This window comes from Patescibacteria group bacterium (genome assembly GCA_028716665.1).
Classification (GTDB): Bacteria; Patescibacteriota; Patescibacteriia; order UBA2591; family JAQUPP01; genus JAQUPP01.
Window position 1 is genome coordinate 74,671 of sequence record JAQUPP010000002.1, and the last position, 14,163, is coordinate 88,833.

Annotated in this window: 10 protein-coding genes and 1 tRNA gene; all 11 read left to right on the top strand. The window is 35.8% G+C overall.

All coding sequences use genetic code 11. The features are described from left to right. The first annotated feature begins 10 nt into the window (after positions 1-10). The gene (locus PHF10_03395; GenBank protein ID MDD5534768.1) at positions 11-1,156 is read left to right on the top strand and encodes an MraY family glycosyltransferase; all 1,146 of its coding nucleotides are present in this window, start codon (positions 11-13) and stop codon (positions 1,154-1,156) included. Between the two features lie 192 nt (positions 1,157-1,348). Further along, complete coding sequence (locus PHF10_03400; protein MDD5534769.1) at positions 1,349-2,899, top strand: type IV secretion system DNA-binding domain-containing protein; 1,551 nt, start codon at positions 1,349-1,351, stop codon at positions 2,897-2,899. A gap of 258 nt (positions 2,900-3,157) precedes the next feature. Further along, complete coding sequence (locus tag PHF10_03405) at positions 3,158-3,661, top strand: YbaK/EbsC family protein (GenBank protein ID MDD5534770.1); 504 nt, start codon at positions 3,158-3,160, stop codon at positions 3,659-3,661. A 21-nt stretch (positions 3,662-3,682) separates the two neighbouring features. Further along, positions 3,683-4,390 (top strand): segregation/condensation protein A, encoded by a 708-nt coding sequence (locus PHF10_03410; GenBank protein ID MDD5534771.1) that lies wholly within the window; start codon positions 3,683-3,685, stop codon positions 4,388-4,390. 21 nt (positions 4,391-4,411) lie between these two features. Continuing rightward, a complete protein-coding gene (gene scpB, locus PHF10_03415; protein MDD5534772.1) occupies positions 4,412-5,014 on the top strand; it encodes an SMC-Scp complex subunit ScpB in 603 nt (200 codons plus the stop codon). Between the two features lie 229 nt (positions 5,015-5,243). Continuing rightward, positions 5,244-5,315: transfer RNA gene (locus PHF10_03420), tRNA-Arg, on the top strand. A gap of 59 nt (positions 5,316-5,374) precedes the next feature. Beyond that, the gene (locus PHF10_03425) at positions 5,375-6,532 is read left to right on the top strand and encodes an adenine-specific methyltransferase EcoRI family protein (GenBank protein ID MDD5534773.1); all 1,158 of its coding nucleotides are present in this window, start codon (positions 5,375-5,377) and stop codon (positions 6,530-6,532) included. Positions 6,533-6,556: 24 nt separating this feature from the next. Next, a complete protein-coding gene (locus tag PHF10_03430; protein ID MDD5534774.1) occupies positions 6,557-8,104 on the top strand; it encodes an AAA family ATPase in 1,548 nt (515 codons plus the stop codon). A gap of 42 nt (positions 8,105-8,146) precedes the next feature. Then, positions 8,147-9,313, top strand: coding sequence for a DUF262 domain-containing protein (locus PHF10_03435; GenBank protein ID MDD5534775.1), 1,167 nt, complete (start codon positions 8,147-8,149; stop codon positions 9,311-9,313). 12 nt (positions 9,314-9,325) lie between these two features. Continuing rightward, positions 9,326-10,654, top strand: coding sequence for a UDP-N-acetylmuramoyl-L-alanyl-D-glutamate--2,6-diaminopimelate ligase (locus PHF10_03440; protein ID MDD5534776.1), 1,329 nt, complete (start codon positions 9,326-9,328; stop codon positions 10,652-10,654). Positions 10,655-10,919: 265 nt separating this feature from the next. Next, positions 10,920-14,144 carry a DNA-directed RNA polymerase subunit beta gene (locus PHF10_03445; GenBank protein ID MDD5534777.1) on the top strand — a complete coding sequence of 1,075 codons (3,225 nt, stop codon included), beginning with the start codon at positions 10,920-10,922 and terminating at the stop codon, positions 14,142-14,144. The last annotated feature ends 19 nt before the right edge of the window (positions 14,145-14,163 follow it).

Consider the following 14,163-nt stretch of genomic DNA (forward strand, 5'->3'; position numbering starts at 1 on the left):
TTGATTGTTTATGTCAAGCGCCTTTATTAATATTTTTATTCTCTCTGCTGTTTTTTCGGCCATTTTGACTTTTTTTGTCAGAAAAATAGCATTGAAATTTAAAATTGTTGACTTGCCCGAAATTGGCAGCCGTGGTTCGACTCCGCTCACCACAAGAAAAATTCACAAAAAATCCATCCCGCTTTTAGGCGGCATGGCTATTTTTTTCGTCTTTTTTCTGATTTTATTTATTGTTTTTAAATCCGATTTTTGGCCGCATAAATTGGTCCAAATGAAACATTTAATCGGTTTGGGTTTGGCCGGTTTTATTTTAATGCTTGGCGGTTTTTTGGATGACAAATATCATTTAAAACCGAAACAGCAAATTATTTGGCCTATTTTGGCTTGTTTGATAATCATTTGCAGCGGTATTGGCATTAATTATATCAATAATCCCTTCGGCTTTGCTCAGGGTGGGCCCTTCGGCTCAGGCTATTTGCATTTTGATCAAACCAAAATTGAAATAATCAGAATTCACGGCATGCCTTATTATTTTACGCCTTGGGCTGATTTGATAACTTTTCTTTGGCTGATGATTTTAATGTATGCCACCAAATTAATGGACGGCTTGGACGGATTAGTCTCCGGTTTAACTGTTATCGGCGGATTGGTTATTGCCGGGCTTTGTTTCTTGACCAAATTTTTTCTGCCCGAAGTTGGAATAATGGCCATGATTTTTTCCGGCGCGGCGCTTGGTTTTTTATTTTTTAATTTTAATCCGGCTAAGATTTTCTTGGGCGAAGGCGGCAGCTTATTTTGCGGATTTATTTTGGGCGTGCTTTCCATAATTTCCGGCAGTAAAATGGCCACTACTTTCTTGGTTTTGGGCATTGGCATAATAGATTTGATCAGCGTTATTATTCAAAGAGTTTTCAAAGAACGCCGTTCGCCGTTTTTTGGCGACAAAAATCATCTCCACTTCCGTCTGCTTGATTTGGGTTGGCCGCAGCGAAAAATAGTTATTTTTTATTGGTTGGTAGCCCTGATTTTCGGCCTGATTGCTTTATTTTTAAGAACAAAAGGAAAAATTTTAACCATTATTGTTTTAGCCGTTTTGATTGGCGGTTTTATCGTCTCTTTAATCATTAAATCAGACAGAAGCAGAACAAGTCCTTGAAGTTTTTAGTATTTCTGTTATAATATCTTGGTATCAAAATAGTGAAACTTTGGCCTGATACAGATGATTTTAAAGATTAAAAATCAAAATGGAAAATGACAGTGTAAAATTTAAAAATTCAATAAATAATTTTGACATTTTGAATTGTCATTTTAATTTTTGATATTTGCATTTTTAATTATAAAAATTACCATGGAATCCGAACAAGACAAAATTAAAAAGAAAGAAATTGAAGATGAGGTTATTTTATTTGCGGAAACGAATTATCGCAGTAAAAGACAAAAATTTGGCATTAGAACCGACGATCGGCGCCGGCATATGTATATTGTCGGAAAAACCGGCGTAGGTAAGTCAACAGTGCTGGAAAATATGATATATCAGGATATTATCGCCGGACATGGCGTGGCGATTGTTGATCCTCATGGAGATTTGGCTGAAAAAGCATTGGAATTTATTCCGGCCAACCGTATTAATGATACGGTTTATTTTAATCCGGCAGATTATGAATTTCCGTTTGCTTTTAACGTTTTGGAAAGAGTGGAAACAGGGGAGCGGCATTTGGTCGCTTCGGGTTTGATTGGAATTTTTAAGAAAATTTGGGCTGATTCTTGGGGTCCAAGATTGGAATATGTTTTAAGAAACGCCATTTTGGCGCTTTTGGAATATCCGGGCAGTACTTTGCTCGGAATTATGCGTATTTTGGTTGATAAAGAATTTCGCGGCAAAGTGGTTGACCAGTTAAGTGATCCGGTGGTTAAATCTTTTTGGTTGGATGAATATCCGAAATATCCGGACCGTTTGAGATCTGAGGCTATTGCTCCAATTCAAAATAAAGTCGGACAATTTCTTTCCACGGCTTTAATCAGAAATATCGTCGGCCAGATAAAATCAAAAATTGACTTGAGACAAATAATGGACGAAAAGAAAATTTTAATAATGAATCTTTCTAAAGGCAGAATCGGAGAAGACGCTTCGTCTCTTTTGGGCGCGATGATGATTACAAAAATCCAATTGGCGGCCATGAGCAGAATTAATATTCCTGAAATAGATCGTCATGATTTTTATCTTTATGTTGATGAATTTCAAAATTTTGCCACTGATTCTTTCGCCAATATTCTTTCTGAAGCCAGAAAATATCATCTTAACTTGGTTATTGCTCATCAATATATCGGTCAATTGGCCACTGAAACTTCCAGTAAAGTGCGCGACGCCGTATTCGGCAATGTCGGCACAATGGTTATTTTCAGAGTTGGCGCCGAAGACGCGGAATTTTTAGCCAAAGAATTTGCTCCCCGTTTTGAAGAAACCGATTTGGTTGACTTGGACAAATATAATATTTATGTAAAATTGATGATCGACGGTATCACTTCTGAGCCATTTTCCGCCGCTACTTTGCCTCCGCTTTCCATTTTGGAAGATAATAAAGAAAAAATTATAAAAGTTTCCCGAGAGCGCTATACCGAACCGAGAAAGCAAGTTGAAGAAAAAATAATGCGTTGGAGTGGTGTTCTTGCCGCCGGCCAAAGTTTATCTCAAGAATCAAATGTTGATAAATATGAAGCCGTTTGCAATGGTTGCGGCAAAACCGTTTTTGTCCCGTTTGTTCCGGATGGCATCAGACCGATTTATTGCAAGGATTGCTTGAAGAAAAATCGTCAAGTTTTTCAGCCTCAATCTCAACCCCGAAATAATGTTTCGTTTAATGAAGCGATTAAGCGAGGTCCAATACCTTTTAAAAAGTAAGAGAATATAATTTTATTACATGTCACTCTTCAATTGTTATTGATAGATTTTTAGAAGCGGCTAAATTGGGTGCTTTTTTATTATCAAGCGAGTGAGAGAAAAGCAATTCCGCTAATGCGGATTGCTTTTTCGAGCGAGCGCAGATATCAAAGGGTTTGATACTCCTCTGCCAGCTGGCAGATGTGAAACGGGGGTTTGGGGCGTGCTCCGGGGTTTAATACCCTTTATTTTTAAGTAATAATTAAATAAAATAAATTTATGGCGATTCCAAAACAAATTCTTTCTTATCTTGAGAAAAATAAAATTAAATATGAAGCAATTGAACATCGGCCGGTTTTTACGGCTTGGGATTTGGTTCAAACTTTGCATTTGAAAAAACCGGAGGAGGCGGTTAAGACATTGATTTTCAATATTGATAATGAGCATGTTTTGATTTTGCTTCCGCCGAATAAAAATTTTGACAAAGCCAAATTCAAAAATTTGATGAATGGTCTTCGCAAAAAACAAGGATTAAAAGGCGTTAAAAAAATGGATTTTGTCAAAGAAGTTTGGATGAAAAAGAATATTAAAATCGGTAAATTGGGAGCCGTGCCGCCATTTGGTAAATTATTGAATTTGCCGGTTTTTGCGGATAACATTGTTTTAAAACAAAAGAAAGTTTTGGTCAGTGGCGGCGATCATAATGTGTCTCTTAAAATTTCCATTAAAGATTTTATTAAATTGGAAGAGCCGATTAAAGGCAGTTTTAGCCAGAAAAAATAAAGGGCTTTGTTAAAATTTTCTATGTATAATATTAAAGTTAATGAATTTGAAGGGCCATTTGATCTACTGCTTCGTTTGATTGAAAAGGAAAAAATGGATATTACCGACATTTCTTTAGCCAAAGTGACTGATGAATTCGTCACTTATTTAACCAATGCCATTGAAATAAATTGGGAAGAATTGGCTGATTTTTTGGATATTGCTTCCAAGCTTCTTTTGATTAAATCAAAATTATTAATTCCCGGTTCAATCTTAGAGGAGGAAGAAGGAGGGGATTTGGTCGGTCAATTGAAAATTTACAAAGAATTTCATAATGCTTCGCAGAAAATAGGAAAAATTATCGCCAAGGGTCATTACGCTTTTTATCGGGATAAAATTCCTTTAAATATGATTCCTCAAACATCATTAAATACGAAAATAACGGTCAAAATGCTGGAAAGATCATTTAAAAATGTCATGGAAACGATTTTATTCCAGATAAAATTGGCGCAAAAAACCATCAAGCATCAGGTTATTTCCTTGAAACAAAAAATCAATGAATTATTTGAACTGGTTTCGTCCAGCCAAAGAGTTATTTTAAACAATTTTATTGATCAAAAAGAAAAAATAGAAAAAGTGGTCATATTTTTGGCGCTTTTGGATTTGGTGAAAAGAAAAATGATTACTGTTGATCAGGAAGAATTGTTCAGTGAAATTATCATTACCAAAAAAGAACAGCAACAAGCTTAATAATATTAAAATCAAGCGAATATGTTAAAATCAACCATTGAAAGTTTAATTTTTATCTCCAACCGTCCTTTAACCAAAAAGGAAATATCTGTTATTACTGAGGCAAAAATTGAAGAAGTCGGACAGGTTCTTGAAGAATTGGTTAAAGAATATAATGAGAAAAATGGCGGGATAAAAATAATTCAAGACGGCAAGGAATTTCAAATGGTTACCAATCCGGATAATACAACAATTATTCAAAAATTTTTGAAAGAAGAAGTAACCAGAGAATTGACGCCGGCCTCGCTGGAAACATTGGCGATTGTCGCTTATCGAGGTCCGATCAGCAGGGGAGAATTAGAACAAATCAGAGGAGTCAATTGCGCGATTATTTTGCGAAATCTTTTAATCAGAGGCTTGATCATAGAAAGTGATGCTGATAAAGATTTATCAAGCAAAGATCCGTTGAAATGCGCTTATAATATAAGTTTGGATTTTATTCGCCATTTGGGCATTACGGATATTAAAGATTTGCCAAATTACGAAAAACTTAACAGTCAAATACCATTGCAAACTTTAGCCGGCGAAGAACAACTGAATAAAAATCCGGAGCCTCCGCAGGAGTCAAGTGAAGAAACTTTATAGTTTTTAAGTAGAGAGCTATCAGCCCCTCACATGAAAATTATTGTCTTTTCCGAGTGAGTGCGGGCGACACAGGAGATTAATAATTTTGATAATTTTCATGTGAGGGGCCCTCATAGTTTAACTCCGACGCCTTAAAGGGTCGGAGTCCCGACCTCCAGAGCGTCGGGGCGGATAGAAAAATTTATTTTTTTTAGTAATTAGTCATTAGTAATTTGTAATTTGTTTTTCCGCCCTCATAGTTTAATGGATAGAACGTAGCCCTCCGAAGGCTGAAATGCAGGTTCGATTCCTGCTGAGGGCATTTGAAAAAACCAGCCAAAGTCCTCGGCATGCCGATGGCGGAATTATTTAAATAATATTATGGCTAGAAAATCATCAATTAAAAATCTTAAGAAAGCGAGAAAAGCAAAGAATGACGAGTTTTATACTCAGTATATTGATATTCAAAAAGAGATTGAAAAATACCTGGATTATAATTCTGATACTTTTCGCAGCAAGGCAGTGTATTGCAATTGCGACGATCCGTTTGAGAGCAATTTCTTTCGCTATTTCGTGCTCAATTTCAACAAGCTTGGATTAAAACAGCTCATTACTACGAGCTACAAGCCTTCGCCCGTAGCGAACACGCAGCTAGGGTTGTTTGGGGATGATAAAACTCTTACAAAATCAAAAAGCCTGCCTGCCGGTAGGCAGGGCCGTGCTAAAATAACCGCCAACAAATTTATTATCAACGAAGTGCGTGATATAGACAACGATGGTGAGTTTAACTTGGAAGATATTGCCAAACAGTTAAAGGTAAACAAAAATAATGAATGGGCGCCATTAGAAGGTGATGGTGATTTTCGTAGCGATGAATGTGTAGAACTACTCAAGCAATCCGATATAGTAGTAACCAACCCACCCTTTAGTTTGTTTCGTGAATATTTTAGACAACTTTTTGATTATAAAAAAAAGTTTTTGATTATCGGCAATATCAACTGCCTAACCTATAGAGAAATATTTCAAAAAATTAAAGAAAATATAGCATGGCTTGGTAATGGAATGGGGAGATGGATTTCTGGATTTATTGTTCCCGAATCCTACGACTTATACGGATCAGAGGCTCGGATAGATAAAAATGGAAACAGAATTGTAGCCACCAATAATTGTTTATGGCTAACTAATCTTGATCACGGTCGCCGCCACCAGCCATTACCGCTTATGACAATGGAAGAAAATTTGAAATACAGCAAACATAAAGAAATTAAAGGTAAAAAAGCGTATGATAAATATGACAATTATGATGCGATTGAAATACCTTTTACCGATGCAATTCCAAGCGATTATAAAGGCGTAATGGGTGTGCCAGTTACATTTCTTGATAAATATAATCCCAAACAGTTTGAAATATTGGGAAATTCTAATGTGCGAGGAGAGCGAGAACATTTAATGAACAAGGTAAAATCCGCAACGGATTGTACTTATATAAACGGAAAACCGCAATATGCTCGTATATTAATAAAACATAAGAAAAAATAATTTTTTAAATTTTAATTTTTTAAAATGGAAATAGCACTACCAAATCAAATTTATGGTGATAAAAAAATCATAATAGATGACTCAAAATCTGTTTTTGTTTTTATTGGTGCTAATGGCTCAGGCAAATCAAAACTAATGGATCAAATAAAGGCACATATGACACAACAAACGAAAATAATTTCTGATGGGATTAATTCAGTTCCTCCTATTAATACCATTGATGAGGAGAGCGTAAAACAAAATTCTTGGGGGAATAAAGTAGTTGATAATGTCACAAGCCTTATAAATGGTAACGATACTGTTAGACAAGTTATTTTCTTTTGGTTTAAAAAACTATTTGGCAAAGAAATTAGTAAAGAGGGCAATCAATATTGGATAACAGAAGACGGTAATAAATTTCAATTGAATGCAGACGGCGACGGATATAAAACATTTTTTAATTTAGCTTATTATTTAACAACTCCAGATTATAAATATTTAATTTTTGATGAACCGGAAAGATTCTTGCATCCTAATTTGCAGATAAGCTTGTTTAATATGATAAAAAAGCTATCAAGGGATTATGGGAAACAGGTTTTTATTACAACACATTCATCACATTTTATCGACTTTCTTTCTGACGGAATTGAAGTTTTTCTTCTTAGTAAGCCAAAAAAAGAAACCTTTAACTTAACAGAAAAAATTAATAGCTCATCCGATAAAAATTTTACGACATGGATTCACTACAATAAACATATTTTATTTAGCAAAACCATTGTTTTATTGGAGGGGTACACTGATCAAATATTTTTAAATCAACTTTTACAAAAGTTGAATCATTCTGTATTTGGAAGAAATATTTCCTTTATTTCCGTGGCAGTAGAAAAAGAAAACGGTGGTAAGTCAAAAATTGTAAAATTTCAAAAAATTATTTCAGAATTTTTTACTTGTTGGAGTTTATTTGACTTGGATCTTTTGCTAAATAGTGGTGGGGAATTAAGTAAGTATTTAGATGCAACGGATGTTACAGAATTTGGTACATGGAGAAATAGTAAAACTCTTGATGACTTATCAAATCTACTAGCTGAACAAGAAATGACAAAAGTTTTTAAAACATTAAAAGCCAAAAAAGTATTAATTTTGGAAAAAGGTGCCATTGAGAAATATTGTAAAAAAATTGGTGTTGCTGATAAATTAAAAGATAAATTATATGAAGAAGTTGACTATCTAAATTCACTCACACTTGATTTAGTTGAATCTGAATATGGAGACTTAATTAATATAATATCTAGTCTAGATGGATTTAATTTTGATGAAAATGATGATTTATCGAATTTAGTTTTTAGATTGATAATGGACTTTGAAAAAGAGGCGAAAACTCTAAATCCATATCAATATTTAAAAATTCCAAAATCTATACAGGATCATTTATTTAGTGACCCAGACAAAGGAGCAAGTTATGAGTTTAGATTTAGATTTTTGAGCGATAAATTATTTTCCATTAAAAAAACTTTTTCAACGGACGAAAAAAAAGATTATATAGATTCAGTGTTTTCAAGCTCCAGTATCAGCCAAAGATATTTACAAAGGTAAAAATTATTAATAGACAAGAAAAAAATAACCAAATTAAATAATATGAAAACTATTTTAAAAACCAACATCACCGTTAAAGATATTTGCGATGGGTTTGTTTATAACGAACTTGAAGGCAAGGGCTTATTTGGTTTGTCCGGCAAGTTGACTATTCAACCGGAGTATCAACGCAATTATATTTATGCGTCTGACGGCGGGAAAAGAGAGATGGCTGTTATTGAATCAATACTCAAAGGTTACCCAATAGGTTTAATTTATTTTAATAAAGTTAGCGAAGATAAACTGGAAGTTTTAGATGGACAACAGCGCATTACCAGTGTCGGACGTTTTATCACCGACAAATTTGCAATCAAAGATGAAAATGGGATGCAATATTTCGGCGGTATGGCAAAAGACAAGAAAGCTAAGATTTTAGAAACAAAATTGCTTATTTATGAATGCGAAGGCACAGAAAGCCAAATAAAAGAGTGGTTTAAAACAATCAATATTGCCGGAGTACCGCTCGTCCCTCAAGAATTGTTAAACGCGATTTATTCCGGACTATTCGTTACATTAGGCAAAGAGGAGTTCAGTAACAGCCAAAATGCTAATATTCAAAAATGGAGCGCGTATATAAAAGGCAGCGCAAACCGACAGGCATTTTTTGAGAGGGCATTGGACTGGGCGAGTAAGGGAAATATTGATGACTACATGAGCCTCCATCGCTATGATAAAAATATTATTGAGTTAAAAAAATATTTCAATAGTGTGATTGACTGGGTCTCTAGCGTCTTCACCGATGTGGAAAGCGAGATGTGCGGACTTGAGTGGGGACGACTGTACGAGCAGTATCATAAGAAAGCTTATGACCCCAAAAAAGTGTCATCCGAAGTGCGTAAGCTCTATGGCGATCCATACCTCAAAAACCGTAAAGGTATTTTTGAATTTATTTTAGGAGGTTCTACTGATACGAAATTGCTTGAGGTTAGAATTTTTGATGAAGCAACCAAAAAAGCAGTTTATGCGACACAAACTGCAAAAGCAGAGAAAAAAGGCGAATCAAATTGCCCGCATTGCGCTATTGGACATGATGCCAACAAGAGTAAAATTTGGAGTTTAAACGATATGGATGCTGACCATGTAGCGGCTTGGAGTAAGGGTGGTAAAAGCGATATTAAGAATTGCCAAATGCTGTGCAAAACGCATAATCGAGCAAAAGGTAATCGGTAAGAAAAATTAATTATGTTAAAATCAATTCTTAAAAAAATTATTCCCAAAAAATTATTTATTTTTTATTACCAGTCTTTAGCTTTATTGGCTGCTTTTTTTTATAATCAGCCGAGCCAAAAAATGATTGTTATCGGCATAACCGGCACGGCCGGTAAGTCAACTGTGGTAAATTTGGTCGGTCGGATTTTGGAAAAAGCCGGCTATCAATGCGGTTGGGCGACAACTTTCAATTTTAAAGTGGGCCCAAAAGAGTGGATTAATAAGACAAAAATGACCATGCTTGGCCGTTTTGCTCTTCAAAAAATGCTTAAACAGATGCTCGCAGCAGGCTCTAAATACGCGATAATTGAGACTTCTTCAGAAGGAATCATCCAAAGTCGCCATTTGGGAATTAATTACGATGTGGCGGTTTTTACCAATCTCAGCCCGGAACATATTGAATCTCACGGCGGTTTTGATAAATATCGCCAGGCCAAACAAAAACTTTTTTATAATTTAACAAAAAAACATAAACGAATTAATGGTCGGACGATTAAGAAGGTGATTGTTGCTAATTTGGATGACGAAAATGCGGAACATTTTTTAAAATTTCCGGCTGATGAAAAATATGGCTATACAATTAAGAATCTAGAATCTAGAATTAAGAATTTAGAAGGATTAAAAGTTGTTAAAGCCGAAAATATCTGTTTGGATTCAAATAATTCTAAATTCCAAATTCTAAATTCCAAATTCATAATTAATTTAGCCGGAGAGTTTAATGTTTATAATTCTTTGGCGGCGATTTGTGTTGCCTTATCTCAAGGAGTGAGTTTGGAAATTTGCCAAAAAGCGCTGGAAGAAATTGAACTAATGCCCGGCCGAATGGAAAAAATAATTACTCATCCGTTTGAAGTAATCGTTGATTATGCGCATACTCCGGAGAGCTTAGAGCAAGTTTATAAAACTCTTCAAAATTCCAAATTCCAAATTCCAAATTCCAAATTGATATGTGTGCTTGGCGCGGCCGGCGGGGGACGGGACAAATGGAAAAGACCGAAATTGGGAGAACTGGCGGAAAAATATTGTGATCATATTATCATTACCAACGAAGATCCGTATAATGAAAATCCGGAAAAAATTATTGATGAAATAATTTCCGGAATTAAAAATAAAAATCAAGATAAAATTTTAAAAATTATTGATCGGAGAGAGGCGATTAGAAAAGCTTTAAGTTTGGCCAAAGAAAAAGACGTGGTGGTGATAACAGGCAAGGGGTGCGAGCAGTGCATTATGGGTCAGAATAATACCAGGTTTTTTTGGGATGATAGAGAGGTGGCAAAAGAAGAATTTAATAAAATATAGTTTTTTAAATTTGGGGGTAAACTGTGGAAAACCCAGATTTACCTTTATTTAAGCCAAAATAGGCGAGTTAAAAATATTTTATAATGGGTTGACAAAAAACGGCTTATTTGCTATCATGTATAAGTATTAAAATAAATAGACCAATAATTTTGTATATTCGGTCAACTAAAATTTAGTAGAAATAAAAAGGTTCCTGACGCTAAAAGTAGCGGAAGGTAATTTTTCTGTATCCCGTTTTTATTTAATAATTTTTTTAAATTTTAATATGTCTCGTACTCCTAGAAAATATTTTTCAAAATCTCGTTTTAGTATAGGATTGCCGGATTTGATTCAGATACAAAAAGATTCTTATAAATGGTTTTTGGACAAAGGGATTAAAGAATTATTGCAAGAATTTTCGCCTATTGAAGATTTTGTCGGTAAAAATTTCGAATTGAAATTTTTGGATTATAAAATCGGCGAACCGAAGTTCGACGAAGTTACTTCTAAAAATAGAAATTTGAATTACGAAGTGCCACTCAAAGTCAAAGTGCGATTAACCAGCAGGTTAACCGGAAAAAGGGTAGACCAAGAAGTTTATTTTGGAGACCTTCCACTGATGACCGATCGGGGCACTTTTATTATTAACGGAATTGAAAGAGTCATTGTTAAACAATTAATCAGATCGCCCGGCGTGTTTTTTGACACGGAATTAGTCAAGGGGCGATTTTCTTATAAAACAAAAATTATTCCCGAGAGAGGAGCTTGGCTTGAATTTGAAATTGATCCTCATAAAATTATTTATGTCAGAATTGATCGTCAGAGAAAAACTCCGGTTTCTTCTCTTTTGAGAGTTTTCGGCGTCGGTTCGGATCAGGAAATTTTAGATTTATTCACGCCGAAAAATTTACCCAAAACAAAAGAAGAAGTAAAAAAAGAAATTCCTTATCTTGATTATATCAGAGCAACCATAGAAAAAGATCCGTCGTCTTCCGAAGATGAAGGATTAATTGAAGTTTATCGAAAAATCAGACCCGGAGATTTGGCTACCGTGGATAATGCCCGCAGCTTGATCCACGCCATGTTTTTCAATCCTCATCGTTACGATTTAAGCAAAGTCGGACGTTTCAAAATAAATGAAAGATTTAATTTTTCCGACAAAGTTGATGAGCGCGTTGTTCGAGTTGAGGACTTGGTGAGAATTCTTAAAGAATTGATTAAATTGGATTATCATCAATTGATTGCCGATGATATTGATCATTTGGCAAATCGAAGAATCAGAGCCGTAGGCGAGTTGGTTCAAAACAGAATCAGAGTGGGCTTATTAAGGCTTCAGCGCATTGTCAGAGACAGAATGAGTACTTTGGAAGGCAAGAATTTATTGCCCGGACAATTGATTAATGTCAGACCGATTAGCGGAGTAATTCGCGAATTTTTCATGTCCAGTCAGTTATCTCAATTTATGGATCAAACCAATCCGCTTTCAGAATTGGAACATAAGCGCAGATTAACCGTGGCCGGTCCCGGCGGTTTAAGCCGAGACAGAGCCGGTTTTGAAGTGCGCGATGTGCATCGAACTTTTTATGGAAAAATTTGTCCAATTGCCACACCGGAAGGACCAAACGTCGGTTTAGTCGGACACTTGGCTTGCTATGCCCGACTTGATGAATACGGATTTATTGAAACGCCTTACCGCAAAGTGACAAACGGAGTTTTAACAAATCAAATTGTTTATTTGAATTCTTTAGATGAAGATCGACATACCACGGCTCCATTTTCCACTCAGTTTGATGAAAACGGAAGAATCGTTGAGCAAAAAGTGGAAGCAAGGGTTAACGGCCGTCCGGGTTTTAGCACAAGAGATAAAGTGGAATTTATCGATGTGGCGCCAAACCAAATTGTCAGTGTCGGCACTTCATTGATTCCATTTTTGGAACACGACGATGGTGTCAGAGCCTTGATGGGAACAAACATGCAACGTCAGGCTGTTCCTTTAATCAGACCGGAAGCTCCGCTTGTCGGAACCGGTATTGAAGCTAATATTGCCAAGGATTCCGGTTATTTAATACAAGCTGATATGTCAGGCAAGGTAACAGAAGTTGACGGCAATCATGTTAAAATTTCAAATAAAAGCGGTAAAACCAGAACTTATAATTTAATCAAATACGATCGCTCAAATTTTGATACTTGTATTAATCAAAAACCCGTAGTGGAAAAAGGACAAGAAGTTGAGCCGGGTGATATTTTAGTGGAAGGTTCGGCAATGGAAGACGGGGAATTGGCACTCGGTCATAATATTTTAGTGGCCTTTATGTCTTGGGAAGGAGGCAATTATGAAGATGCTATTTTGTTATCTTCAAAATTGGTCCAGCAAGATAAATTCAGTTCAATTTATATTGACGAACATATTATTGAAGTTCGCGAAACAAAATTCGGTCCGGAAGTGATTACTCGCGACATACCGAATGTCAGTGAAGAAAAATTAAAAAATCTTGATGATGAAGGCATTGTCAGAATCGGCGCCGAAGTCAAATCAGGAGATATTTTAGTCGGTAAAATTACGCCAAAAGGCGAAATGGAATTATCGGCTGAAGAAAAACTTTTACGCGCTATCTTTGGAGAAAAAGCCCGCGATGTTCGCGATACTTCTCTTTATCTTGAACACGGCGAACATGGAAAAGTAATCAGTATTAAAATATTCTCGCGTGATGCAGGAGACAAGCTTCCGCCAGGCGTAGTCAAATCAATTAAAGTTTTGGTTGCTGATTTGAGAAAAGCGCAAGTGGGAGACAAAATGGCAGGCCGACACGGAAATAAAGGTGTAATTTCCAGAATTGTTCCTGAAGAAAATATGCCGTATTTGGAAGACGGCACGCCGGTTGATATTATTTTAAATCCGCTTGGCGTAGTTTCCAGAATGAATTTGGGACAAATCTTAGAAACACACATGGGCTTTGCCGCTCAAAAATTAGGTTATAAAGTGGCTACCCCGGCCTTTAATGGTATTAATGAAAAAACAATCAAAGAAGAATTGGTTAAAGCCGGTTATCCGGCCAGCGGAAAAATGACTCTTTATGATGGCCGCAATGGTTTAAAATTTGAAGAACCGGTAACCGTCGGATATATTTACATGTTGAAATTAAATCACTTGGTTGAAGATAAAATTCATCAACGTTCAATCGGTCCTTATTCATTGATTACGCAGCAGCCACTCGGCGGACGAGCTCAATTCGGCGGACAGAGATTCGGTGAAATGGAAGTCTGGGCGCTTGAAGGTTATGGCGCGGCTCATTCGTTACAGGAAATGCTGACAATCAAATCAGACGATGTACCCGGCCGAACCAAAGCTTATGAATCAATTATCAAAGGCGAACCGGTGAGAGAAGTTCACATCCCGGAATCTTTTAACGTTTTGGTAAACGAATTGAGAGGATTGGGATTGAGCGTGGAAATGTTAAGAGACGGTAAATGCGTAAATACCGAACCAAATAAACCGAATAAAAAATCATAATTAATTTTCATTTTATATT

Bases quoted from the DNA above. Each gene is read 5' to 3' on its own strand.
- PHF10_03395 (MDD5534768.1), top strand. From the start codon at position 11: ATGTCAAGCGCCTTTATTAATATTTTTATTCTCTCTGCTGTTTTTTCG.
- PHF10_03400 (MDD5534769.1), top strand. From the start codon at position 1,349: ATGGAATCCGAACAAGACAAAATTAAAAAGAAAGAAATTGAAGATGAG.
- PHF10_03405 (MDD5534770.1), top strand. From the start codon at position 3,158: ATGGCGATTCCAAAACAAATTCTTTCTTATCTTGAGAAAAATAAAATT.
- PHF10_03410 (MDD5534771.1), top strand. From the start codon at position 3,683: ATGTATAATATTAAAGTTAATGAATTTGAAGGGCCATTTGATCTACTG.
- scpB (MDD5534772.1), top strand. From the start codon at position 4,412: ATGTTAAAATCAACCATTGAAAGTTTAATTTTTATCTCCAACCGTCCT.
- PHF10_03425 (MDD5534773.1), top strand. From the start codon at position 5,375: ATGGCTAGAAAATCATCAATTAAAAATCTTAAGAAAGCGAGAAAAGCA.
- PHF10_03430 (MDD5534774.1), top strand. From the start codon at position 6,557: ATGGAAATAGCACTACCAAATCAAATTTATGGTGATAAAAAAATCATA.
- PHF10_03435 (MDD5534775.1), top strand. From the start codon at position 8,147: ATGAAAACTATTTTAAAAACCAACATCACCGTTAAAGATATTTGCGAT.
- PHF10_03440 (MDD5534776.1), top strand. From the start codon at position 9,326: ATGTTAAAATCAATTCTTAAAAAAATTATTCCCAAAAAATTATTTATT.
- PHF10_03445 (MDD5534777.1), top strand. From the start codon at position 10,920: ATGTCTCGTACTCCTAGAAAATATTTTTCAAAATCTCGTTTTAGTATA.